Origin of the sequence: Roseibium litorale (assembly GCF_014842915.1) — a bacterium.
Classification (GTDB): domain Bacteria; phylum Pseudomonadota; class Alphaproteobacteria; order Rhizobiales; family Stappiaceae; genus Roseibium; species Roseibium litorale.
Genome location: NZ_JACYXI010000019.1, coordinates 1 through 24,216 on the forward strand (window position 1 = coordinate 1; position 24,216 = coordinate 24,216).

The following is a 24,216-nucleotide window of genomic DNA, read 5'->3' on the forward strand; positions in this document are numbered from 1 at the left end:
GCTCAATAACGCCATGTCGATCACTCCATAGCCCCCGCTGAAAACACGCGAGGGAAGGTTCAAACATGGGTCAATTCTCAATGGAAATATCAGGCCAAGCCGGGTCACTTCTCAATGGAAATCAACAGGCATTGCTCAACGCTAAGGGGGAGGAGGGCTGGGCTGCCAAGCTCGAGATGGCCGCAGATCCTTTGTGCGCTCATTTCAAGGATCGTATTTTGGCTGTGGCAGAAGAAAACTGGGCGCAAGAGATCGATGCTGGCGCATTGGATGAGGCTCAGGTGGTTGCGCTTGATAGAAGCGGTGAAGCACCAGCCTCAACGAATGAAGCAATGTTTGCGATTTTGAAAGATAGATTGTCGGACCTTGATGACCTTCTTCTTCGCGATGCTTCACCGCGAGAGGCTTGGGCGGGAATATCCAAAGAGGCGGTCATGCGGCGGGAAATCGCGCGAGAACTGATCCATGCCGCCAACGCGATCTACACTGTGGATCAGGAGGCTGTGACCGCAGATGAAAAGGAAACCGATATCAGGTTGCGATCCGTAGCCTCTCTCCATGAGGCAGTAATCGAACTTAAGCTTGGAGATGATCGCACAGCTACAGATTTGCGCGATACAATTGAGCAACAGCTGGTGAAAAAGTACATGTGCGCGGAGCACAGCCGAGCCGGTGCCTTGATGGTTACCCTTTCGAAAGATCGGAAGTGGGAGCACCCGGACGAAAGCCGCTGGATCGGTGTGGAGGAACTTTTTTCCCTGCTGCGCAAAGAGGCGGCTCGGATTGAGGATGCGTTGGGTGGCACCGTTGCGATAGCCGTTCATTTTCTTGACTTGCGACCAAGACTTTTGCCGGAGCGAAAAAACACTGAGCTGGCTACATCAGAGTGATAGCCTGAGATGTCGTGCCAGACACCCAAGGACCCAACGGGCAGCGCAAGGGGGGGGCTGCGGTCCGGGCGATGGAAAATGGCAGCTAATACCTTAACTAGAATTTGGGTGCCAAGTGAACTTGCGCGAAATGCCAAGCGAAGTTGCGCGCTACAGGAAAGGGTAACACAAAAAAACCGAAGGCAGGATTGCCACCGGTGTCATTCGATTAAATTTGAAAGGAAGGATGGCTCCCTGAGCAGGACTCGCAGTCGACGAATTACTTGATCGTAAATATTTGAATAATATGCGTTATTTTTTCTTTGTAGGTTTTTTAGTGATGGGTGGCACCCTAAAATGTGCCCTAAAAGTGCCCTAAAAAATTAAAAGGATTCTCATCGATTGCTCAGGCAAAAATCTTGAGATGGTCTTTGTCAGGAAGCTAAAGGGGCCTAATCCGGCAATCGGGCAGGCAATCTGCCGCTGTCGAACAGAGAAGCTCGTCTGAGAATTGCGGGAGGGGGCAGTAGTGCTGATCTGGCTGGACAAGAGCAAGCGAGCGAGTGAACATATATGCATGATGGTCTGTTAGTGTCAGCTGGAAATTTTAAGGTAACATAAAATCGGAAATTTATTATGTCGCAGAAGAAGTATCAGGTTTTCGTTTCGTCTACATTTCGAGATTTAATTGAAGAACGACAGGATGCCATTAGAAATATCCTAGATCTAAAGCATATACCTGCCGGAATGGAGTTGTTTCCAGCTTCTGACGTAGATCAACTCGATTACATTAAAAAAGTTATAGACGAGTGTGACTATTATCTTCTGATTATGGGGGGGCGGTACGGGTCAATCGATGCAGATGGCGTGAGCTTCACTGAAAGAGAATATGATTACGCCGTTGAAACCGGAAAGGTTGTGATAGCCTTTGTCCACAGCAACCCTGATGCCATCCCTGTCGGAAAAAGTGATTTAGATCCCAAGGTTATAGAAGCTTTGAAAGGGTTTAGAGGAAAAGTCATGACTGGTCGTTTGGTTAAGACCTGGGCCACCCGTCAGGAACTAGAACCACTTGTCTTGAAATCTCTAATTCACGCCTTTAACGACTTTCCGCAAGTTGGTTGGATTCGCGGAGATAATGCGGCTACAGATGTAATACTGGAGCAAAGTAATAAGGTTCTTCAGGAAAATGTAAGATTGAGAGAGGAGTTGTCCAGTTTTGAGAGTAGAAATATTGTTGATTTTGATGATATAGCGACTTTAGATGATGTATTTACTGTTCGGGTTGAGACTTCAAATTATATTGTACGCCGTGGGACTCAATTCCATGATCGAACTATCGAGCTAACATGGCGTCAGATTTTTGTAGCTCTAGCAGGTGTGTTGGACAAAGCGAGAACCGACGATGCCATTCTTACTGCCGTCAAGGAGGCGGCAAACGAAATCGGTTTTCAACCCAAAATCTCTAGCATAAACCACACGGACAAGGTGACGATCAAAATCCAGCTTGAGGCATTAGGCTTACTAAATGTGAGAGTAAGCAAAACTGTTAAGGGTGGAGTAGCTGAGTTTTTGTTTCTTACACCTAATGGACGACAACTTTTCGTTCAAAATCGCGTTGTTAGAAAGTAAGTCGATAATTATGTTTGGCGTCAGAGAGAGGGCGGTCAAATTTAAGAGAAAGGCGATTTTGGCTCGTTTTTATAGATGCAAAGATCTGGAAGAGAGTTTTATCCCAACGGTGCCTTTTAAGGCCTTGCATCGTCGGTGCAGCCAATCGCGGCGATCTGCCGGGCTTTTTCCAGCAGGCTTTCACGCTGGTTATATTCGTCCTGGATTTTCAAAATTCGCTCGAACGCCATTTCCGCTTCGCGGCCGTGATGCAAGGCTGCAACCGCCAATGCTTTGACGGCTCTCTCAAGCTGTTCGCGACTGATGGCTGCTGCGGAGTGCATGGTCAAAGCAGTTGGTTTGGGTGGTCTTCGTTGTCGGCCTGCGCAAGACGGTCACGCGAACACGATACCGGTCACAGCGACAGCGCCGGGGGCCTCGGGACCGCATATGTGCCAAATCTCACATTGGCGTTTCGCTTCTGAGCGGCGGATATGGAACAGATGAACCGGAGGCAAATCGCCTAAATCTTCCGGCTCAAGGCCGAAGTCTTGGGCTTTGCGGTAGACTTCTGAAACGGTGAAGGCCGCACCTAGATCGACGTGCCCAAGGACGAAAGCCGCCCATGGCAGGCCGTCTGCGTTTACAAAGAAGTTGAGGCCGTTCATTCGCCGGTCTCCTTCGTTGGGAAGGCAGGCAAAGGGGCGGCTTTGCTTGACGCCAGCAACCGGGAGGCCTCAAGAATGAGACCAATCAGTCCATGCTTTGCCACCAGTTGGGCGGCGCGTAATTGGGCGTCACGATGATTTGCCAGCCATTCGTCCGCTGAAATCGCCTCCGCTGTCGCGCCTGACAGATAGGCATTCAGCCAATAAGTTACGGCTTGTTCGCCGCCTGGGGCATTTGTTGCCTGCAATAGCGCATGGGCGTTGAGGGCTTCCGCAATCATGGCTGCCGCCGCGCTCGGGTCTTCTAAGTCTTCGGCCACCGTACAAAGCGGATGCTCCAGAAAACGCAGGCTACTTGAGCGGTGTTCAACGGGCGCCGAAAGCTTCCATATGACAGGGCCGACAGCCCGGTAGGGGGAAGCCGCTTCCGCAGAAAAGGGCGGTTTTGGAAAGGCCGTCATCTGACACACCTCAAAAAAAAGCGACCGGCGAACCGGTCGCGTCAGTTGGGGAGGAGGCTAGGCGGCTTCTTGTTCGCCGCTCATGTTGTCGGTGTTTTTGCTCTCGCCATTTGCCGCCATCAGCGCGGTTTGCATCTGCCAAGCATTCGACCAGTCGGTATAACGCGGGTCTTTCTTGGTGAACGGGTTATTGGTTACCGGCTGGCCCTCACTGGCGGCTTGGATGCCTTGCACCTGGGCTTCGTTCTTTTCGCCGTTGAGGCCAAGAACGCCTTCGTAAAGGTCAATTTGGGCTTCCCGCTGTTCGCGCTCTTCCTTGGTCATCTTTTCGCGCCGAAGCACTTCCCTCATGGCGTCGGTGTCAAAGCCTTGCTTTTTCGCCGCCTTGTAGATCTCGGAAATATCGGTGCCGATTTGCGCCTTTTCTTCTTCAAGGCGTTTGATTTCGGAATAGAAGCCTTTCAGCGTTTCCGAAGCCAAAGTGGAAGAATTGGAGCCGGTTGCAGGTTGCTGCTTCGCGCCGGTCTTCTTGGCATTGCCGGTGGAAGGTTTATTGGCGGCAGCTTTCGCGGTCGAAGCCTTGGCCGGTTGGGTTTCCCTGGTCGCGTTGGCCTTGGGTCCGGCTTGGTTTTCTTCGGAGTCTGCATTTGTCATTCCATCGCTCCATGCTGTGAACTGGGTTGATGATGAGATACAAGAATTCCATTATCACCTTCAAAGGTGATAATCAAACATAATGAAGATGCATTTGGATAACGCAGATCCGAGAGCCGGTATCATCGCGGAGGATGGGACCGATCCTTTCGGCCTGCAAACCCGCTTGTTTCAGCCACCGGACAAATGCAGGCTGCATAAGGGCAATGAGGGTTTGAGCGCCGACAGATTTTGCAGCCAGGGCGATTGCGCGAGCATTTTCGGAAAGAGCAGCGTTTTTCTCGGCAGGCGCAAGGGTTGGATCAACCGAAAAGCGGGTCGCTTCCCAAGTCGCATTATCGATAGGTGGATTTTCCAATATGCCCCTGGGGATGGATGGCAATCGGCCTAAGGCCGCGTCCCGGATCATGTAGGTGAACGTGCCGCCGTCAAAAGAGCAAGGGTTGAACCGGCTTGCAGCGATCACCCGCCCGTCAACATGTGTCAGAACATACCGTGTGTTCGGATTGTCGTAGCAGTCCCATTCAACGTCATTGTTGTGTGGGACGGACCAGCGGTAGCTGTCAACGAAAAGGGCTTTTCTAATCTGGTGATGCTGATACCAGAAATCGCCATGGAGATGGGCGGTTTCCCATGTCAGGCAAACGGTTTCCATGTCACTGCCTCCTAAGGTTTAGACGGGGGGCAGTGTCAAATATTTCGGTTGTATGTGCGGCTATTTTATAGGGTGAATTGTAAGCCCAGCGTAGGAGCAGATGTTAATCACCACTAGGAAACTCGACACACCTATTGATTTTTGGATCGCAAGTTTCCGCTGCTTTATTGCCGCTTCCGAAGTGCCGAAATGAGCCGCGACTTGCTTAGCTCTGAGGCCGTTGGCGAACAGAAAGACCAGTTCTTTCTGTGGCTTGGATAAGCTATGCGCTTTCAGGGCCAAATCCTGATAATGGTATTCGCGGAGCAAAGAGATAGCCCGGTTTTTGCTGGTCTCGGACAGCTGCTTTCTCAGACTTAAACCGGCAATCATGCGGTTTCCGCCAATGTTTTGCGAAAACACGATGCCTCCGGTCAATCCATGCGCATAGGCGGCTTCTGAAAAGGCATCGTTCGGAGCTCTGTTGTCCCAACTGTTCCAGCCCGGGTAGCGCATTCCGGTTACGAGGACAGGATCACAACTCAGCCCGTCCAGCTCAAAATACTGTTCTTGCCACTGCAAGGGGTAGTTTGTGAAAAGCCCCGGCTCGCTGGATGAAAATAGGCCGATGCCAATGGCAAGTCCGCAATCGCCAATATTCAGCAAATCTGAATCGGGTGTGTCGATGGTACGCATGTTGATACTCACCTTTCTAGGTGAATATAACCTCTTTCTTATTTACATACAACCGAAGGATGTTAATAGTTAATTTCTGCATCCGGGGGGCGTTTTATGGGCAATAAGAGGCAGCAGACCGCGAGAGATCGGCTTCGCGAGGTCGTCAGTGAAATGGAAGATGCGGAAGCCGAAGCTTTGTTAAAAGAAATAAAGCAAAATAGGGAGGAGGAGACTTTGTTAAATAAGTTGGAATCTACGGTTTAATTTTTCTCATCTCATGAATACGGTTTAACTCTGCTTCCGCTTCGTCATCTGTCATCGTTTCGATGAGTTCATACAGTTTTATCTTACTCTCAGAGAACGGATTTTTGTTATCAAGTATGGCTGCATTTGGAATGCTAAGAACTTTGCAAATGCGTTCCAGATTTTCCCACGTCAGGGTTCTGGTTTCCCCGCGCAGGAACTTGCTTACCGTATTCACGCTAAGTTCGGCTTGCTTCGAGACCTGGCTGGGGTTTGTCCCTTTGTAGGCAATAAGGGCACGCAAGTTTTTCCGCCTGCGGTCCCAAATCGCCTGATCGCTATCGAGCGTCATCGTCCGTTCTCTCCATTCTCACATTACTCCGATTTTCACCTTTCTAGGTGAAGTTGTGAATATCCCAAAAAGTTATTTCCAACGCCTCTTGATATGAAGTTAACCTTTGAAGGTGATTTGGTTAGTTGAGGGTTTGGCGTTGTCCGGTATCCATCCGCATTTCGATCCCTGTAGAGTCGCGCTTTGGGACATTCCCGATACAGGCGAATTCAGGGAGTGGGTTTCTCAAACGCTGTGCGCACTCGATCTCACGCCCTACGGCTGGTCGATCCGTTCAAACGTTGCTCCGAATTTGGTCTCCAAGTTTTTGAGCGGTGAACAGGCGGATTTGAGACTGCACACCGCGAGTTGTCTGGTTCGCGCGGCATTCAGGATCGCGCAGGAAAAAAATATGACAGTTCCGAGGCTCCCGTATCGGCCGTAGTGCGCCCCGGCACATCAAACGCCCCGAAAATTCGATGGAGGTTTTACGATGGAACCGTCAAAGGGACCGCGTTTGTCCAAAATTCCGGCTGGGGCGGTCTTAGACCCCAACTTGAAACACCGGGATATAAGGGTTCTCGCCTTGCTGGGTATCAGCGCGGACAGGGCTGGTTATTCTATCCGTTCGCAAGTCAAGATGGCACGGGAGTTGGGGGTTGGGCGGACCACCATCCAACGGGCGCTTGCCGCCCTGGTCGCGGCGGGCTGGATTGAGTGGCTGGTGAACAAGCGGCCGGATGGCGGGGCTTGCTCCCATACCTACCGTATCTTGCAGCCCGGCCACGGCCAGGCTGCGCAAGGCGATTTGCTAACAGAGGGGGCGGGCGCTCCAGAGTGGCGGAAGTCTCCCCCAGGTATCGTAGAAGGGCAGGCCGTGCCCATTCAAAGGGGCAGCTATAAGAACGGCTCTTCTAAAACGAAAGAAGATGACAGCCCTAGCCGGAAACCAGAGACCCCGGAAAGGGGCAAGGAAGACGGGACAGACAGCGGGGCAGGCGAACAACAACAGCGGCAAACGGGCGGGCAGGCCCAAGGGCAGGAGACAGAAGGCGAGGCCCGGTTTGTGACGGTTGCCGCGCGGCGCTTGAAATCTCTTGGGCTTGATATCGGGTCCGCCCGCTTCCGGGGCGGGGCATCGCCTTTGCGGTCCTGGTTCCGGGCGGGCTGCGATCTCGAATTAGATGTTATCCCGGCCGTGAACCGGGTTTTGGCGCGAGCGCCGGAGCCGCCTTATTCGCTGAACTATTTCAGCAAGGCGGTTTTTGCTGGCCAACGGTCGCGGCTGGAATTGTCGTCCAAGCATCCCAAAGATTTCTTATCGAAAAACAGACACTTAGAGCGAGAACGAAGGGCTGAGGCCGATTGCGCGGCCGCGCTTGCCGCGCTCGATCTGGAATGCGCGGGGTCCTGACGATGGACAAGCAGGAGAAGGACCGCGTTCGCCGGGAATTTATCAACCGGCTCAAATCAGGTTTCAGGAAAGTTCCGGTCGACAATTCGAGGCTCTATTTCGATGAGATTTGCCGACAGTTGTCCGAGTTTGAGACGGAAGTCTTGAACGAAGCGGCAGACCGCCTGTTGCGTAGGGCGCGGACAACCGTTTGGCCGGTCATCGGTGTTTGCTTTTCGACTTGTAGCGACGTGCGCCAAGAGCTCGCGAAGGCAAACGGGCCGGTTGAACCCGCGCCGAAGCGGGGTGAAAAGGCGCTTTTGCCCGAACGGGTCGCCGTTGAGTTGGCACTTCGGGAAGACTGGCAGCTTGTTGCGAGCGCTGTACGGGACGGCTGGCATGTCCGGCTGGTCGATTTCTATCGAAAGTTTCGACAATTGCCAGACCTCCGGCAATGCGAAGACCTCTTTGTCGAAACCGTCGAGGGGCGGAAACGGTTTGAACGCCTGGGGGACGCCAATTGTCCCGGATCTATCGCTTGGCACGCCCTGAAGGGCCTGGATGGGCGCAAGCGGCTCTATCAGAAAATTATCGATGAAGAACACACCAGACTGCGTGCGAAAGGCTGCTTCGATGACCGAGACCGTTAGAAAACCACAAGCCGAAAACGCAGATCCTCTGCGCCTGACAGCTTCAAAGGTGGAACGAAAGAAAGAGGCTTCTCGGCGGATGGGTTATCAACGCGGAGCCTATCTTGAATGGTTGTACAACAAACACATCATTGGCGAAGCGCAGTACCTAGCTGGGTGTCGGGTGCGTGCTCTCTTTGTGGAGCGTCAGGGATATAGCAAAAGCCTCGATCTGGTGAACCCGCGCGTTGATGGAGGAAAAATCGACCGCGACTTCTTATTGGTGGCGACGACCGATGCAGAACGCATGCTGAAAGTGCTTTCCACAAAGCTAGGGCAAGATCAAACCTTTGTAGTCTTTTGCGTTTTGGGGCTCGGTTTCTCCATTCAAGAAGTTGCAGCGCATTTTGTCGACCAGGGTAAGGAAGGAAAATCGGAGAAAGTCGACAAGGCGACGAAGGACTATTGCGGCCGGTTGTTTCGGGATGGACTTAATCATGCGGCGTTCTTCTTCGGTTATGCCGTAGCGGCCGCACGATCTACCAGAGGGCTAAATTTACCTATTCATAGATGAACGCAAACTAAAAATTGTATTTTGGTTGTAACAAAATCCTGTTGACTAGATAGTCAATTTGATCATTCATATTTTCTTGATAAACATAGTTTTGGAGGTTGTTATGCGGCTTTCTTTGGAAATTTTATCATCGATATTTGTGCTTTTACTATGTATGAATCAATCTTTTGCAATAGACTTGCAAATAAGTCCATCAAACGGATCTGATATAAAATCAGATAGCCAATATTACGTAAAAACAAGTTGCAAGTGGCACGTAAAAAATCTTGAAGATTATGCGAGTAAATTGAATTCATATGGTGATTACGATGTTTCATCAAGTAATGCGTTAAGAAGAATCGGAGAATTTGTGAGGCCGCATGGTGCTTCAATTGTGTTCCAATATATTGGTTTTTCAGATCGTCCAAGTGTGACGATTAACAGTAGTAACTTAACGGTCGAAGATGCAAAGTCGTTAGCAGCAGATCAGGTGCACCTTATTTTTGAGTATGCAAAAGATCGAGGTAATCAAAAAGTGCCACATACGAGTGGTTGCGATCTTAGTTTCTTTCTTTTTGGAAAGTCAGATCAAGCTATTTATACAGGATTGGCGGTGTCAACCGAAAATACTTCAAGTCGATCTTTGCCTGCAATGCTTGCATTCTTTGACAAAATTGTTGAGAGTGCTTCGGTAATACTTTGGAATAAGCCAATAAGTTCGACTCTTCAGTCGCATGTTGAGCAGGGAAATAATATTATTGATGCATATAATCAATACAGGGAGACTTTGAAGGAAAAAATACTGGTTCCTCAAAGTGTAAAGTTACGAGAGGGTACTACAAAAATTGAAACGCATGCCGTTACTGTCACTGTCAATGTTAGGCGCGTGGATAGCTATTTAAAAGATTACAAAGATATCCCTTTCTCAAGCAATGCTGACCGGTTTTTGTCCGAGAATGATTTGCCAAGTTTAAGTAAATCCTCAAGGCTGGTGGATCAATCTGAAATAAATTCATTTCTGAATTCTTGCGTTCAATTTAGAGAGAAGCTGGAGCAGAGTGGAATAAAGTCAGAGTTAGATATTGCATATTTAATGACAGTTGCTTTGAAGAGATCCTCGCCAGACCTTTTGAATGTGCGACGTTGTTTGGGGAGGGCGCGGCTCTTTGAGGCTCAACGTGAGGTCAATGTTGCAAGGTTGATTCGAAGGAAGCTTGGGGACATTTACGTAATTCCAAAAGATGTTGCAGATGAATTTATGAAACAGTACGCGGCAGAGATAAACCTTGATGGATTGGAAGAACTCAAAAAGGAACAGGCGGTTAATTTTGCGTACAAGAAAGAAAAAGATAAGATAAATGGTTTTTTTAACGTGTATGGAAATTTTGTTGGATCAAAGTCGAATGAAATAGATTGGGAGTATTATACTAAACGTTTGCGCGATAATTTTTCAGACACACTGATTTTCTATGATGTGGGATCTCTTATGGATGGTTTTAGCATTAAAGATAGTCCTGAAGTGGTAATTCAGGAAATATCAAAAAGAGGCTACAATCTTCACAATTGTTATGTTCAGAATACAGGAAATTATAGCGATGGAGATGAACTCGGTGATGGGTATTTTCAGAATGGTCACTTTATTTACTTAATGCATAAGGTTGATCCGCCTACGATTGAAACAAAAGACTTGAAAAAATTGAAACCGGAGACCGCTATTGTTGTTCGGGGATATTTCGACAAATCAACCAATAAGATTGCAATTTTGGAAACGGTTCCTCGCTCTGCACTTCCAATATTTAAGTTAAGAAATACATGCAATGATCTTTGGGATCCGGTGTCGAAGAAGGATTTTGTAGTTTCTAGATAGACAGGAATAAAGCTGAGTTGACGTTGCAAGTTTGAGTATCCAGGTATCGTCATTTTGGTAGGGAGTTCAGATTTTCCCCATTCCTGCTCGAATTTGGGCTTGAACATATCCTAACTGTCTTGTAAGTTTCCTTCACTCTCCGTAAATGCGCCACCGGGAAACCGGGCGGCGCATTTTCTTTTGGGGCGGGTGTCAATGCAGCATGTGAGCGCGAATTTTGATGCCTTCCTGAAGGGGATTAGTGACGTGGAGCGCAACCAAGTTCCCTTCGCTATCGCCTTGACGCTCACCGAGACCGTCAAGGACGTTGAGCGCAACAGTCTGAAGAGCATGATGCGGCGGCTCGATCAGCCGACGCCGTTTACTCAGCAAGGTCTTGCAATCAAGGCCGCGAGCAAACGGAACCTTGAAGCGTCTGTTTTCTACAAGGACCGGCAGGCCTCCTATTTGGAAAAGCAGGAAACGGGTGGGACGCGCTATCCGAACAAGCGGGCGATTCCGGTTCCTGTGAACCAGCGCCTCAATAGGTTCGGCAATATGCCGCGCGGAACGTTGAAGAAACTGTTGTCCCGGCCTGACGTATTTCAGGATGAAATCAACGGTGTTGCCGGTATTTGGCAGCGGCCAAAGAAGGTGAAGCGAGGAAAGTCTAAGGCTCTAAAGCTTCTGGTCGCCTGGGAGCCGAAAGCGAATTACCACGAACGCCTGCGCTTCCAAGACGGCGCACGCAAGACAACGGCGGCGCGGATCGCCACGAACTTTGAGCGCTCAATGAGCCGCGCCCTGCGTTCGGCACGTCGATGATCGCGGGTCCTTTCCAGAAGTTCACGCCCTGGGGGGTAATTCGCGACCGTGGGACTTTGAGACACGCGTTGAAATTCAACGTGTTAGGATGATCTTTATGTTTATGTTGCGCCCATGTCAGACCGTGAGAAATACCCCTTGCCGCGTGGTGTCAAAGACGCGGTAGTCAACCGGGCGCAACTCGCTGAAGCCTTTAACACGACAGAGCCGACCATTGACCGGATGCGCCGGGATGGGATGCCGGTTCTTGAGGAAGGATCGAACGGGCGATCCTATCAATTCCAGCTTTCCGATTGCTACGCCTGGAAGATGGCGCGGGAAAGCGAGAAGAGGGCGGCGGAAGAACAGGTTGCCGATTCCGTCCGGCAACTGCGGATGGAATTGCTCGGCGGGGACCACAACGAAACAGCCGAACAGCTTTTTAGCCCGAAGCAGCGCAAAGAGCTTTACGAAGCCGAACATGCCTACAACAAGCTTGCCGCAATGCGGGGTGATCTGGTTCCGCGCGGAGAAGTGGAAGGCCTGTTTAACAAGGTTTTCGATTTGGTCCGCAAGGCGGTCAACGGAATGCCTGACCGTCTGTCACGAGATGCCGGGTTGACTGGACGGCAGGCCGAACAGGCGGTTGCCGTTGCTGACGATATCCTGGGCGAATTGCACAGAACCTTGAGCGAATTTGCCGACAGCGCAGAAGCCGGGAACGGCTTTCTAGAAGCGGCGGAATAACATGACAACATTTCGAATGCCTGAGCGTCCGCACGGCTGGCGGCCGCCCGAGTATGCGCGGGCGGTCGGCTGCTTGCGGTCTGCGTTGCCGACAATTGCGCCAATCCGCCGTCAAGTGGTTTCGCAATGGTCGGAACAATCGCGGTTCTTGAACGACAACGGGTCAATCGTTCCCTGGCGAAATAGTGTCACGCCTTACATGGTCGAGCCTATGGACGTTTCAACGTCCCGGAGGTTTCGCGCCTGTGTGTTTGCAGGACCTGCCCGAACCGGCAAAACCGATGCTCTGATTTTGAACAAGACCGGGCACACCATCAGTTGCGATCCGCAGGACGTGCGTATCGTTCACATGAGCATCGATGCGGCGAAGGAATTTGCCCGGAAGAAGCTTGCCGCGCTTATCCGGTATTCGCCGGAGGTTGCCGCCCGGTTGGGGAAGGACCGCTACGACGACAACACGCTAACGAAGAACTTTGAGGGCAACATGTCGGTGGACGTGGCTTGGCCCGTTCCGGCCAAAATGTCGGCTTCCGATATTCCGCTAATGTTGCTGACCGATTACGACCGGATGCCGGAAGATATCGGCGGCGAAGGAACGCCGTTCGACCTGAGCTTTAAGCGCACGCAAACCTTCGGTTCGCGCGGCATGACGATTGCGGAGAGTTCGCCGGGGCGGATCGTCCTAGATGACGATTTTGAAGCGCCGGAAAACCAGCCGCATCTTGCGCCGCCATGCACGGGAATTCTTGCAATCTACAATCGCGGGACACGCGGCCGGTTCTATTGGCCTTGTCCGGATTGCTCGGAATCATTCGAACCCGATTTCCGGTTGCTGCAATATCCAGAAGAGGGAACGCCAGCCGAAAAGGGGCAGGCGGCGTTTATGGCCTGTCCGCATTGCGGTTGCATTTTGGAGCACCGGCATAAGCGCGAGCGGAATCAGCTTGCGCGATGGATGCATGAAGGCAAGGGCGGTCAACTGGTTTCTATCCATGACGAAGCCTTGCGGGAAACCGACATTGCTAGCTGGTGGCTGAATGGGACGGTTGCCGCCTTTCAGAGTTGGGCGGAACTGGTCACGCGGTATGAAGGCGCTTTGGAGGAATTCGTCAGCACGGGGGATTCCAAAGCCCTGAAAACGACCGTTACGGTTGATCAAGGCAAGCCGTTCTCCGAACGGATTACCGCCGATGATGACGAATTGTCGGTGAAGGAACTGAGGGACAGAGCCGAAAAATACCAACTCAATATTGCGCCTGCCGAAACCCGGTTCCTGATTGTTGCGGTAGACGTGCAGAAAGGCCGGTTTGTGGTCCAAGTGTTCGCGTTCGGTGTCGAGCTTGAACATTGGGTGATTGCCCGAATGGACATTCACACGCCACCGGAGACCGCGCCACGGGCGAAAGATCGGGCCATTGATCCGGCTCGATACCCGGAAGATTGGGACGTGCTTTTTGACCTTTTGGAGCGCGAATTTCCGGTTCTCGGGTTGGCGTTTTCGTTGGTTCCGGTTGCCCTGGTTGTTGATAGTGCGGGCGAAGATGGGGTTACCAAAAACGCATATGCGTTTTATCGCCGGTCGAAGATCAAGGGATATCGGGGGCGTGTGTTCATTTCCAAGGGAATGACACGCTGGGACCGTGACCGGGCCGTTCTGAGAACGCCGGAGAAGCAGGAAGGCAAGCGGCTTAAGCAGGCCAGCGATTTGAAAATCCTTCAAATTGGCACATGGCGGCTCAAATCCGAACTTGTCGCCGCATTGTCGCGTACCGATCCGGGGCCGGGGGCCTGCCATCTGTCCAAGAACCTGCCTTCAGAAGTTTTCGAGGAACTCTGCGCGGAAGAAAAGACCGCAAAGGGCTGGGCTTTGAAGAAGGGCAAAAAGCGCAACGAAGCCTTTGACCTTGGGGTCTACGCGCTTGCGCTGGTGATCGTGCTTAAGGGCGAACGGATAAATTGGAACCGGCCCCCGGCCTGGGCGGCGGAACTGGAAAAGAATGCCTTCGCCCGCGTACGTCCGATGGCTTCGGACCATGAAGAAGCAACAGGCGATGGCGGCACCGCGGAAGTTGAAACCGAAGCCGAAACCGCAACGCCGGAGAGCCCAAAGCCGGAAAGGCAAGTCCGACCTAACCGCAAGAAGCGGTCACGTTCACGGCACCGTCGCGGGTTAGGAGACTACTAAAGATGGCAAATCTGTTTGACGAAATCCCGAATGTTGAACCTCTCAACATTCGGGCGGGCGATCATGTCCAATGGCGCAAGCCGGATCTTGCCGCAGATTATCCGCCCAGCTCCTATATTCTGGACTATCAGGCGATTTTAGAAGCAAACGCGGAAACGCGCTTCGTCCTGTCGGCTAGGGACGAAGGGGGGAGCTTTCTCGTGTCTGCCACCTCTGCGGACACGGAGGATCTCGTTCCGGGCCTCTATCATTGGGTTGCCGTCATCACCCGGATTTCTGACGGGGCGAAGCGGACAATCAATCAAGGCCGCTTCGAAATACTGCCCAACCTGGCAACCGCAACCGGCGACCACAGAAGCCACAATGAACGGATGCTTTCGCAGATTGAGGCTCTGATTGAAGGGCGGGCCAAGTCGGACGTTGCCAACTACTCCATTGCAGGCCGCACCCTGACGAAGCTGTCGCCGGAGGAACTGACGAAATGGGCCGCAACCTATCGCCGTCTTGTCCGCAAAGAGCGGGAAGCACGGTCAGGTAAAAGCGGCCGTAAGGTCCACAAGGTGAGGTTCCTCTGATGGGTATTTTCTCAAGATTATTCGGGAAGACCGAAGAAAAGGCACCGACGACCCGGATACACACCCGCCTTGCTGTGCGCCGTTTCAAGGCTGGCAAATCGGATCGCATTTCGGGATTTCCGAGTTCCTTAAACGGGCAGGGGATTCAAGAGGACGTTCGCAGCGCCTTGCGCGGGCTTATCTCCCATAGCCGCCATGTCAGCCAAAACAACGACTACATGAAGGGGTTTTACGGCCACGTTCGCCGGAACGTCATCGGGCGCAAAGGCGTCCAGATCAAGCCCCAATCCCGTTACCCCAATGGGGACTTGGACACAGGCGCAAACCGGCTGATCAAAGAAGCCTGGGAGGATTGGGGCAAGCGCGGCAACTGCACGGTATGCGGTAAGTATACCTGGAAGGACGTGCAACGCATTGCGATCAGCTCTTGTCCGCGAGATGGGAATTTTTTGCTGCGCGTTTATCGCGGCAAACAATACGGGAAGTACGGGTTTCAAGTTCAGATCTTGGATTTTCTGCAACTCGATATCGACTTGATGGCGGATTTGGGTGGCGGCAGCTATATCCTGTGCGGGATTGAGTTTAACGCACTCGACCGACCGATTGCCTATCACTTGTTCAAGACCAATCCCGGCCGATTTGGTTTCAGGGGCGAACGTGTCCGCATCCCAGCTAGCGATATCGTCCACCTCTATAATCCCTACGATCTTTCAACGTCCGTTGTCGGGGTGCCCTGGGCGCACACCGCCTTGCGGCGGCTTGGTCTTATGGGAGAGTTCGAAGAAGCGGCGGCGGCAAATGCCCGGTGGGGCGCATCAAAGATGGGCTTTTTCACGAAGCGTGCCGATATCGAAGAGGAAGGGCCGGTTACAGGCAGGGCAGAGGGTAGCGACGGCGACGGCGACACTATAACGGAACCCGAGATTGACGAAATCGAAGCGGGCTTGCTGGAGACGTTGCCGGAAGGATGGGATTTTAAAGCCTTCGATCCAGCATACCCAAGCGGTGAAATGGGACCCTTCATCAAGGCGATGCTGCGCGGTTCGGCGGCAGGACTCGGTGTCGCTTACACGTCTTTGGCGAATGACCTTGAAGGGATCAATTATTCAGGTCTCCGGGCTGGTCTTGGGGAAGAGCGTGATGAATGGACCGTTTTGCAAGATTGGTTTTCGGATCATTTTTGTGGTCCGGTTGCGGCGTCCTGGTTGGATATGGCTTTGCTGACCGGGGCGATCAATCTGCCGTTCGCCAAGCGAGACAAATTCGCAGCCATTTCCTGGACTGCTCGCGGATGGCGAAGCGTCAACCCGAAAGACGATGCAACGGCCAATTCGCTCGACATGCAAAATCTTCTGAAGTCGCCGCAAGAAATCTGCGCTGAACGGGGCCGTTCGCTTGAAGAAGTCTTGGATGACTTCAAGGAAGCGGCCGACCTAGCACAAGGGCGCGGCATTGACTTTTGGTCCGCGCTCGCAGGCGGAGCCGCCGCCATGATTGCAGCGTCCAAGCTGGACAGCAAAGAGGACTGAAAACATGCAAAATGAAAATATCAGGTTGCCGGAACGGATGTTCCGGCAAGGCGTAATCGTGCGGGCTGAGAACGGCGGCGTGGAGGAAATTCCGCAAACCTTAAGCCTGTCGTTTTCGAGCGAAGAACCTGTTGAACGCTATTTCGGTTACGAGGTTCTGGGCCACACACCCGGCGAAGTGGACGCGGGCTTTATGGAAAGCGGGCGTGCCCCTCTGTTGGTCGATCACAGGGCGTCTATAGATAATCAGATCGGCATCATTGAAAGCGTTTCCTTTACGGGCGGCAAGGGCCGCGCGGATGCTCGCTTTGGCAAAAGCGAGAGGGCACAGGAAGTCGCTAAGCGCGTGGCAGACGGCGAAATTGTCAACGTGTCGGTTGGCTATCGCCCGAATGCGATTGAGCTCGTGAAGGAAGGCAAGGGAGACCTGCCGACCTATCGCGTCACCAATTGGACCCCTTTTGAAATCTCGCTTGTTTCCGTTCCTGCCGATCCTTCGGTTGGGATCGGGCGCAATCGGGCAGATGGGGGCGGCGAAATCACCCTAGAAGTAACACGGAAGGTAAATGCAATGCCTGCAAACTCTGAAATCCGTTCGGACGATCCGAACACGGAAGAAGCCCGTAAGAAAGCCGTTGATCAGGCTCGGGCCGAAGAAGTGGCGCGTGTTCGCGAGATCGAAGCGATTGGCGCGCAGTTCAACTGCCGGGACAAGGCAAGCGCTGCGATTAAGAACGGCGATTCCATCGACCTTTTCCGGGGGGCTGTCTTGATGGCTCTCGGTGAACGCGGACAGGAACAGATTTCGGCGGCCGCCGATATCGGCCTTACACCGAGCGAACGGAAACAGTTTTCATTCGTCCGCGCCTTGAATGCCCTGGCAAACCCCAACGACAAGCGGGCACAGGATGCGGCGGGCTTCGAACGCGAATGCGGTGCGGCAGCGGCTAAGGCGCGTGGCAAGGAACAGCGTGGAATTCTTGTTCCTGCTGATGTTATGCGCTCGGATATGCACGGGCAAACGCGCGGTCTGACCGTCGGTGTGTCTGCCGAAGGCGGTGCGCTTGTCGGAACCAACTTGCTGGCGAGTTCGTTCATTGAGCTTTTGCGTGCGCGGGCGGTTGTCCTGAAAATGGGCGCACGGATGCTGAACGATCTGCAAGGCAATATCGCGATTCCGCGTCTCACGGGCGGGGCGACCGCCTATTGGGTAGGTGAAGACGGAGCGGTGACCGCTAGTCAACAAGCCGTTGATCAGGTCGTCTTGTCGCCGCACACGCTCGGCGCCTTGACCAGTTACAGCCGTTTGTTGCTGCAACAGTCTTCGCTTGATGTTGAATCTCTTGTTCGCGATGATCTGGCAAAGGTTGTCGGTCTGGAAATCACCCGCGCTTCGCTTCACGGTTCTGGTGCAAGCAATCAGCCAAAGGGCGTTGCTGCGTTGACGGGCGTCAACTCGACCACGTTTGCGGCGGCGGCTCCGACCTGGGCGGAAGTGGTTGCGATGGAAACGGCAGTTGCCAGTGACGAAGCGGACGTTGGGGCGCTCGGGTATATCATTAATCCGGCTATGCGCGGCGGCTTCAAGACGACTGAAAAGGCGGCGGGTACGGCGCGTTTCATTTGGGAAGATGGCGGCACCGTCAACGGCTATCAGGCCGGGGTGACGACGCAAGTTCTCGTCTCCAATGCCTTCTTTGGCAATTGGGAAGATCTGCTTATTGCGGCTTGGTCGGGCGTCGACTTGACCGTCGATCCTTACACCAATGCGCAGTCCGGTAACGTCCGCGTTGTCGCCTTGCAGGAAGTGGATATTGCCGGCCGTCATCCTCAATCGTTCTGTCACTCCTATTTCGCGGGCTAGGCCTGCGTGAAAAGACCTGATCTCCCGCCGCGCAAGCGGCTTTTTTTATGCCTGAAAGCAAGCCGGAAAACCGGCCTGCAAGTCCGGAGAATGAAACATGTCTGAGAAGAAAATTCTTATCCTGGAAAACACCGTTTGCGGTGCGAAGCCCGTTCGCGAAGGCGACGTTGTGACGGCAAGTGCCGCCGATGCGCGGTTGCTGATCACCTTGAAAAAGGCCCGTGAGGCAACAGCGGATGATGTGAAAGAAACCGCCAAGAAATCCAAGGACGTGGAAAGCGGCGACAGCGGCAAAGGGGGCAAGAGCAGCGAATAGCCAACTGACCTAAGTGCCGCAGTGAGAACAGAGGCGGGGCGGGGTCCGCTCCGCTTCTTCAAGGGGGCATTTATGAAACAGCCAATGCCAAAACCACCCGTTGCGCGGGGCGGTCCAGATCACAAACAAACTCGGGTAATCGGGCTTCCAAATGGAGCGGGGGCGTTGCAAGCCCGGATAGGGGGCGCAAATGGCGCTAAACATTGAAGCCGATTTGGATGCATTCTTTCAAACCGGCGAATTCGCTGTAACTGCGAATTACACGCTTGCCGACACTTCTACCGGCACGCTGGACGGGATTTTCGACACTGAAAGCGAGCCCGTAAACCTGGGCGAAGCCGGTTTCATTCAGGTTCAACCGACCTTTCACGTTCAAACCTCCAAGCTTCCGGCGGGAATGACAGAAGGTGCAACCTTGCAAATCAAGGGCGCGACTTACCGGCTTGCTTTTGACCCGATTCCCAACGGTACGGGTGTTTCCGTTTTGACGCTGGAGGGGGCGGGCTGATGGCGCATATCAGAACACAAGTCCGCCAAGCGATCACAGCAGCGCTAACCGGCCTGCCGACCACTGGCACAAACTGTTTCACCATGCGGACCTACCCGACCGGGTCAAAACAGCATCCGGCCTTGCTGATTTATATGCCGGTGGAGCGGTCTCAAGCATCTGCCATGGGTGGCGGTCGACGCTCACTTGAGCGCTTTATGACCGCAACGATTGAGGCTCAGGCGGTGGGCATCGGCTTTGACGATGAACTCGACCAAATCGCCCTTGAAGTTGAGAAGGCACTTTTCCGGTCCAATCGACTCGGGGGGCTTGCGGTCAATCTGGCCTTACAGTCAACGCGCTTGGACTTGTCGGACGGTAAGGCCGGGAATGAAAGACGTTCGGGTGTTCTGACGCTTGAATATTTGGTGGAAGTGGACGGGCCGGAAGGAGACCCGGAAGCGATAGACTAGGAAAGGGACAATCAAATGCCTGTCGTACATGGAAACGAGGGCTCGGTTGCGGTTGGTGCGAATACGGTCGCCAAGGTGCAAGACTTCAGCCTCAATATTGAAGCGCCGATTTCGGATTCAACCGGTATGGGCGATGCCTGGGAAGACCACGAAACCGGCGCGGCCAAGAAATGGAGCGGGTCAATACGCTGCAAGCGGGTCAAGGCGGATGCGGGGCAGGTTGCCCTTTCTGCGGGGGCACAAGTCACGTTGCACCTCTACGGCGATGGGGACGTTGCCGGGGAGGTTTATTATTCCGGTATCGCGACCATTACCAAGGTGGGGCGGTCTCAGAACAAGAACGATACCGTCGAAATGAGCTTCGACTTTACCGGCAAAGGCGAGCTTACCGAACCGACCCAAACCTAAACGATGACCGGACAATCAAACCAGTGCAAAAAGGGCAGCTTGAACGCTGCCCTTTTGCGTTTCCGGAACAAAGAGACAGGGGGCTTTCATGCCTGCGATTGACAATGTTATTGCGCATTATTCCCGGAACAAGGGCAGCGTTGTACTCGTGCCTGAGTGGAGCGAAACGGGCGAACCCTTCAAGGTCTATTACGACCCGATGACGCCGAAGGAACGCAAGGCGGTTTCTCAAGACAACAATGGGGTTTTTGACGCCGAAGCGAACGTTGATCTGCTGATGATGAAAGCGAAGGACGAACACGGCCAACCGCTTTTCACTGCTGACGACCGGCATCAGCTTTTGACACAGGCGGACGGCGCAATCATCGGTCGCATTGCTTTGGCAATTTTGATGCCGACCAACCGCAAGGCGCTGGAAAAAAACTGAGAACCGATCCGGGGCGGCGTCTTTTGTTTCGCCTTGCGGATCGGCTCAAAATGCGGGTTTCGGAAATCGAGGATTGGCCGGAACCCGAAATCCTCGAATGGTTCATCTTCTTCAAAATTGAAGCGGAGCAAGGGCAATGACCGTCCCGGCGCTTATCTATACCGTTCGCGCGGATGACCAAAGCCGCGCGGTCTTCGCTGCTAACCGGCAGGAAATCCAAAAGACGCAAGCAGCTACGCAACGCCTGAATGCGGACATGACAGGCGTTGGCCGGACGATTGGAAGTCTCAAGGCATTCGGTGCCGGGCTTGGGATAGGCATTCTATCGGCCGAACTAATCCAGCTGCCGGGGATTGTTCGAGATCTTGTCGCGGAAGCCTCGACCCTTGCCAAGACTGCCGACCTTATCGGCCTGTCAACGGATGAGTTGCAACGGTTGCAATTCGGTTTTCAACTGGCCGGGGTGGAGGTCGCGACAACAGAAGATGCCTTGCAAAAGTTCGGCAAGCGGTTGAGTGAAGCCGATAGCAAGGGCGGGCGGCTTGCCGATATCCTCCAAGCAAATGGCATTGCGCTTCGCGACAATGAAGGCCGATTGCGGCCGGTCATGGATCTGTTGCGAGACTATGCCGGTTTGATCAAAGGGGCGGGCAACGAACAGGACAGGCTTTCGCTCGCTAACGAAGCCTTCGGGCGCTCGGGGGCGGCACTGGTGCTTGCCCTTCGTGGCGGCGCGGATGGTGTGCGCGATTTGATGCGCGAAGTCGACCGGGCCGGGGGTGTTCTCGACGAAGAATTGTTGCGGCGGGCGGAAATCCTAGATGACGATTTGGCCCGTCTTTGGCGTCGGTTTGAAATCAACAGCAAATCGGCAATTCTTCACGTTGGCGAGTGGCTGGCCGATCTTTCGACCGATTTTGAAGGGGCGCTTAGCGGACTTGGGAACGCCAGTGTTTGGAAGGACCTAACCGCGTTTCTCGATGATTACGGACTGATTGACCATAAAGGCGTCTTTGAACTGCAAGTGAAGCTAGGCGGCGGCTTGGCGGCGCTGTCAAAACAGCAGCAAGACCAGATTTTTTACCGGGACGATTTGAAGATTCCCGGTAGTTCCAGCGCTACCGAGATCACGGTTCATCCAACGATCCTTCCGAGAAAGAAGACGGGCGGCGGGGAAAGCGGCAAACCTAGCGATTACGAACGGATCATTGCCCAACTCACGACCGAATATACCTTGATTGGCATGACTGCCTCAGAACAGAAGAAGTTCAATTTGATCCGTGCGGCTGGTGTTTCCGAGACCAGCAAACAAGGTAAGGCGATTGCCGAACTTGTCGATCAGATCGATCAGCAAGGGGAGGCGCAAGCGCGGGTCAACGATATCACGTCTCTTTTCGGCGGAATTGCCAGTTCGGAAATCGGCCGGTTCGTCAGCGAATTGGGTCTTGCCGACACGGCTGCGGGACGGCTGGTCGCGACCCTGGCGGAAGCCGCGCTCAAAGCCGCCTTGCTCGGGGAAGGTCCGCTCTCATCTTTTCTAGGCACGTCGAACGGCGGTTTGATTGGCCTCGGAATTTCAGCGATTACAGGCAGTTTTGGCGGCGGCGATCCAATTGCCGCAGCTTTCAAGGGCATGTACGCGGAAGGTGGCACGCTTGGGGCTGGCGAATGGGGGATTGCCGGTGAAAACGGGCCGGAGCCTGTTGTGGGGCCTGCCAAAGTCATTTCAAGCAAGGATGCCTTCGGGCAGAGCGGACACACCACAGTCATTCATTTCAATGTCACGACGCCGGACGCGGACAGCTTCAAGCGATCTGATACGCAATTGAAGGCGATGCTTGTCGATGCGGTCAACCGTGGAAAGCGCGGGCGCTGATTGGGGGCACTAATGGCTCTAGATTTTCATGATATCCGGTTTCCGCCGCGCATCTCCCGTGGTTGCCGGGGCGGGCCGCAACGGAAAACCATTGTGGTCGCGCTCGGGAACGGAAAGGAACAACGCAATCAGCAATGGGCCGATTCAAGGCGGCGCTTCAATGCCGGTTATGGGGTGCGTAATATTGACGATATCCACGCCATTATTGATTTCTTTGAGGAGAGGCGAGGGCGTCTAACCGCCTTTCGGTGGAAGGATTGGAGCGATTTTAAATCCTGTCCGCCCGGTACGGCCGTAACCGCGATTGATCAGCAGATTGGAACCGGGACAGGTGCGCAAGCGGTCTTCCAACTGGTCAAGACCTACGGCGGTGCGCATAACCTCTATGAGCGCATCATTACAAAACCTGTTTCCGGAACCGTAAAAGTTGCCCTGAACGGTGTTGAACTGGCAAACGATTTCTCCGTCGATCACGCAACCGGGCTGGTTACCCTCGCGGTTGCCCCCGGTGCTGACGTAGTCGTGACGGCTGGATTTGAGTTCGACGTTCCCGCGCGTTTCGACACGGATATTTTAGAAGTCGAAGTGGATGCGGCGCTGCTCGGAAATATCCCTGACATTCCTGTTGTTGAGGTTCTTCAATGAGGCAGTTTGCAACAGGCTTTGCTGACCATATCGCGCAAGATTGCACAACGCTTTGCTGGTGCTGGGAAGTTACGAGGCAAGACGGCGGCAAACTCGGTTTTACCGACCATGACCGTGCGCTTGTTTTCAGTGGCGTGACCTTTCAAGCCACTTCCGGGGTGATCGGCTCGGAGATCGAGGCAAGCTTAGGGCTGTCCGTTGATAATATGGATTTTGAGGGGGCGCTTTCTTCGGATGCCATCACCGAAGCGGATATTGCTGCCGGTCTTTATGACGATGCCGAAATCACACTTTACCGGGTCAATTGGCAAAATCCCGCTGAGCGCGAAGTCATCAAGCGCGGCAATGTCGGGGAAACCAGCCGGGGCGAACTGGCATTTCAAGCAGAGTTCCGGGGGCTTGCCCATAGGCTGAATCAGACGGTTGGCCGGACGTTTCAGTACGGCTGCGATGCAGTGTTGGGCGGGGCGCGGTGTGGCGTCAATCTTGAGCAAGCAGCCTTTAGGGCAACGGGAACCGTGACGGGGGCAAGCGAGGCAGCAATTGAAGCGAGCGGCATAAACGGTTTTGCCGATGATCACTTTTCGCGGGGGCTGCTGACCTGGCTAACCGGCGCGAATGCCGGAACTGTGGTCAAGGTTAAGACACATCGGACGAATGGAGCTGTCACCTCACTTTCGCTTTGGCGGATGGCACCGAATCCGATTGCTGCGGGCGATACTTTCACCGTCCGGGCCGGATGCCCGCATACCTTCGATGCCTGCCGGAACAAGTTCTCCAACTCGGTCAATTATCGCGGTTTTCCGCATATTCCGGGCAATGATTTTGTTCTCGGTTATGCCCGTCAAGGGGAGCAGGAAAATGACGGAAGCGCACTCGTTTCTTAAGGCGCAAGCTGTCGATATCGCGCGTCTTTGGCTTAGGACACCCTACCATCACCAAGCGAGCGTCCGGGGCGTCGGTTGCGATTGCCTCGGGTTGTTACGCGGCATCTGGCGGGATCTTTATGGCAGTGAGCCGGAAGCGCTTCCGGCTTATTCGCCGGATTGGGGGCAGGTGGGCCGGGTTGAAACCCTGCTGGACGCGGCTGAACGGCATATGTTGCCGGTGCCACTTGCCGAAGCCGGGCCGGGTGATGTTGTCGTTTTCCGGATGCGGGGCGGCGCAATTGCCAAGCACTGCGGAATTTTGAGCGGCAACGGGCGAATGGTCCATGCCCAAGAAAATGCAGGCGTGGTCGAGGTTGATTATTCCGGCGCGTGGCACCGCCGGGCAGTTGCGGCTTTTGCCTTCCCTTAAGAACGAGATTT

General features: G+C 53.6%; 28 protein-coding genes. 20 read left to right on the top strand and 8 right to left on the bottom strand.

Features of this window, described 5'->3' with window-relative positions:
- The first annotated feature begins 65 nt into the window (after window positions 1-65).
- Both IG616_RS20920 and IG616_RS20925 read left to right on the top strand, forming a co-directional pair.
- Window positions 66-890: a hypothetical protein gene (locus IG616_RS20920; protein WP_209007931.1), complete on the top strand. Its 825-nt coding sequence runs from the start codon at window positions 66-68 to the stop codon at window positions 888-890.
- Window positions 891-1,505: 615 nt separating this feature from the next.
- Window positions 1,506-2,501 (top strand): DUF4062 domain-containing protein, encoded by a 996-nt coding sequence (locus IG616_RS20925; RefSeq protein ID WP_192150570.1) that lies wholly within the window; start codon window positions 1,506-1,508, stop codon window positions 2,499-2,501.
- A gap of 116 nt (window positions 2,502-2,617) precedes the next feature.
- Here the strand turns inward: IG616_RS20925 and IG616_RS20930 are convergent, their stop codons facing one another.
- From IG616_RS20930 to IG616_RS20960, 7 genes are all read right to left on the bottom strand, one after another.
- Window positions 2,618-2,824 carry a hypothetical protein gene (locus IG616_RS20930; RefSeq protein WP_192150572.1) on the bottom strand — a complete coding sequence of 69 codons (207 nt, stop codon included), beginning with the start codon at window positions 2,822-2,824 and terminating at the stop codon, window positions 2,618-2,620.
- Window positions 2,825-2,875: 51 nt separating this feature from the next.
- On the bottom strand, window positions 2,876-3,148 hold the full coding sequence (locus IG616_RS20935; RefSeq protein WP_192150574.1) for a hypothetical protein: 273 nt from the start codon (window positions 3,146-3,148) through the stop codon (window positions 2,876-2,878).
- A complete protein-coding gene (locus tag IG616_RS20940; protein WP_192150576.1) occupies window positions 3,145-3,429 on the bottom strand; it encodes a hypothetical protein in 285 nt (94 codons plus the stop codon). Before IG616_RS20940 ends, IG616_RS20935 begins: the two co-directional genes overlap by 4 nt.
- A 237-nt stretch (window positions 3,430-3,666) precedes the next feature.
- On the bottom strand, window positions 3,667-4,263 hold the full coding sequence (locus IG616_RS20945; RefSeq protein WP_192150578.1) for a DUF2312 domain-containing protein: 597 nt from the start codon (window positions 4,261-4,263) through the stop codon (window positions 3,667-3,669).
- Window positions 4,264-4,336: 73 nt separating this feature from the next.
- Complete coding sequence (locus tag IG616_RS20950) at window positions 4,337-4,918, bottom strand: acyl-homoserine-lactone synthase (RefSeq protein ID WP_192150580.1); 582 nt, start codon at window positions 4,916-4,918, stop codon at window positions 4,337-4,339.
- 60 nt (window positions 4,919-4,978) lie between these two features.
- The gene (locus IG616_RS20955; protein ID WP_192150582.1) at window positions 4,979-5,593 is read right to left on the bottom strand and encodes an autoinducer binding domain-containing protein; all 615 of its coding nucleotides are present in this window, start codon (window positions 5,591-5,593) and stop codon (window positions 4,979-4,981) included.
- Between the two features lie 235 nt (window positions 5,594-5,828).
- Entirely contained in the window at window positions 5,829-6,170 is a 342-nt protein-coding gene (locus IG616_RS20960; protein ID WP_192150584.1) for a helix-turn-helix domain-containing protein, read from the bottom strand.
- Window positions 6,171-6,642: 472 nt separating this feature from the next.
- On the opposite strand from IG616_RS20960, the gene IG616_RS20965 reads away from it, so the two are divergent.
- Window positions 6,643-7,563: a helix-turn-helix domain-containing protein gene (locus IG616_RS20965; RefSeq protein WP_192150586.1), complete on the top strand. Its 921-nt coding sequence runs from the start codon at window positions 6,643-6,645 to the stop codon at window positions 7,561-7,563.
- A 56-nt stretch (window positions 7,564-7,619) separates the two neighbouring features.
- Here the strand turns inward: IG616_RS20965 and IG616_RS20970 are convergent, their stop codons facing one another.
- Window positions 7,620-8,147 carry a hypothetical protein gene (locus IG616_RS20970; protein WP_192150588.1) on the bottom strand — a complete coding sequence of 176 codons (528 nt, stop codon included), beginning with the start codon at window positions 8,145-8,147 and terminating at the stop codon, window positions 7,620-7,622.
- Window positions 8,148-8,175: 28 nt separating this feature from the next.
- Between IG616_RS20970 and IG616_RS20975 the strand changes: the two genes are divergently transcribed.
- The 17 genes from IG616_RS20975 to IG616_RS21055 all read left to right on the top strand — a co-directional run bounded on the left by IG616_RS20975 (window position 8,176) and on the right by IG616_RS21055 (window position 24,205).
- The gene (locus IG616_RS20975) at window positions 8,176-8,745 is read left to right on the top strand and encodes a hypothetical protein (RefSeq protein WP_192150590.1); all 570 of its coding nucleotides are present in this window, start codon (window positions 8,176-8,178) and stop codon (window positions 8,743-8,745) included.
- Window positions 8,746-8,848: 103 nt separating this feature from the next.
- Window positions 8,849-10,591: a hypothetical protein gene (locus tag IG616_RS20980; protein WP_192150592.1), complete on the top strand. Its 1,743-nt coding sequence runs from the start codon at window positions 8,849-8,851 to the stop codon at window positions 10,589-10,591.
- A 195-nt stretch (window positions 10,592-10,786) separates the two neighbouring features.
- On the top strand, window positions 10,787-11,395 hold the full coding sequence (locus tag IG616_RS20985) for a hypothetical protein (protein ID WP_192150594.1): 609 nt from the start codon (window positions 10,787-10,789) through the stop codon (window positions 11,393-11,395).
- Window positions 11,396-11,509: 114 nt separating this feature from the next.
- Window positions 11,510-12,121: a DUF1441 family protein gene (locus IG616_RS20990; protein WP_192150596.1), complete on the top strand. Its 612-nt coding sequence runs from the start codon at window positions 11,510-11,512 to the stop codon at window positions 12,119-12,121.
- Between the two features lie 16 nt (window positions 12,122-12,137).
- Window positions 12,138-14,306, top strand: coding sequence for a phage terminase large subunit family protein (locus IG616_RS20995; RefSeq protein ID WP_192150597.1), 2,169 nt, complete (start codon window positions 12,138-12,140; stop codon window positions 14,304-14,306).
- Window positions 14,307-14,308: 2 nt separating this feature from the next.
- Complete coding sequence (locus tag IG616_RS21000; RefSeq protein WP_192150598.1) at window positions 14,309-14,881, top strand: hypothetical protein; 573 nt, start codon at window positions 14,309-14,311, stop codon at window positions 14,879-14,881.
- The gene (locus IG616_RS21005; protein WP_192150599.1) at window positions 14,881-16,410 is read left to right on the top strand and encodes a phage portal protein; all 1,530 of its coding nucleotides are present in this window, start codon (window positions 14,881-14,883) and stop codon (window positions 16,408-16,410) included. Before IG616_RS21000 ends, IG616_RS21005 begins: the two co-directional genes overlap by 1 nt.
- Before the next feature lie 4 nt (window positions 16,411-16,414).
- Window positions 16,415-18,274, top strand: coding sequence for a phage major capsid protein (locus IG616_RS21010; RefSeq protein WP_192150600.1), 1,860 nt, complete (start codon window positions 16,415-16,417; stop codon window positions 18,272-18,274).
- 97 nt (window positions 18,275-18,371) lie between these two features.
- Entirely contained in the window at window positions 18,372-18,590 is a 219-nt protein-coding gene (locus IG616_RS21015) for a hypothetical protein (RefSeq protein WP_192150602.1), read from the top strand.
- 190 nt (window positions 18,591-18,780) lie between these two features.
- Window positions 18,781-19,098, top strand: coding sequence for a head-tail joining protein (locus IG616_RS21020; protein WP_192150604.1), 318 nt, complete (start codon window positions 18,781-18,783; stop codon window positions 19,096-19,098).
- Window positions 19,098-19,550, top strand: a complete 453-nt coding sequence (locus IG616_RS21025; protein WP_192150606.1) for a hypothetical protein — start codon at window positions 19,098-19,100, stop codon at window positions 19,548-19,550. The genes IG616_RS21020 and IG616_RS21025 overlap by 1 nt, the downstream gene beginning before the upstream one ends.
- A 15-nt stretch (window positions 19,551-19,565) precedes the next feature.
- A complete protein-coding gene (locus IG616_RS21030; RefSeq protein ID WP_192150608.1) occupies window positions 19,566-19,958 on the top strand; it encodes a phage tail tube protein in 393 nt (130 codons plus the stop codon).
- Between the two features lie 88 nt (window positions 19,959-20,046).
- Window positions 20,047-20,385, top strand: coding sequence for a hypothetical protein (locus tag IG616_RS21035; protein WP_192150610.1), 339 nt, complete (start codon window positions 20,047-20,049; stop codon window positions 20,383-20,385).
- Window positions 20,386-20,521: 136 nt separating this feature from the next.
- Window positions 20,522-22,261: a phage tail tape measure protein gene (locus IG616_RS21040; protein WP_192150612.1), complete on the top strand. Its 1,740-nt coding sequence runs from the start codon at window positions 20,522-20,524 to the stop codon at window positions 22,259-22,261.
- Between the two features lie 12 nt (window positions 22,262-22,273).
- On the top strand, window positions 22,274-22,906 hold the full coding sequence (locus IG616_RS21045; protein ID WP_192150614.1) for a DUF2460 domain-containing protein: 633 nt from the start codon (window positions 22,274-22,276) through the stop codon (window positions 22,904-22,906).
- Window positions 22,903-23,793, top strand: coding sequence for a DUF2163 domain-containing protein (locus IG616_RS21050; protein WP_192150616.1), 891 nt, complete (start codon window positions 22,903-22,905; stop codon window positions 23,791-23,793). Before IG616_RS21045 ends, IG616_RS21050 begins: the two co-directional genes overlap by 4 nt.
- Complete coding sequence (locus IG616_RS21055) at window positions 23,768-24,205, top strand: NlpC/P60 family protein (protein ID WP_192150617.1); 438 nt, start codon at window positions 23,768-23,770, stop codon at window positions 24,203-24,205. The genes IG616_RS21050 and IG616_RS21055 overlap by 26 nt, the downstream gene beginning before the upstream one ends.
- The last annotated feature ends 11 nt before the right edge of the window (window positions 24,206-24,216 follow it).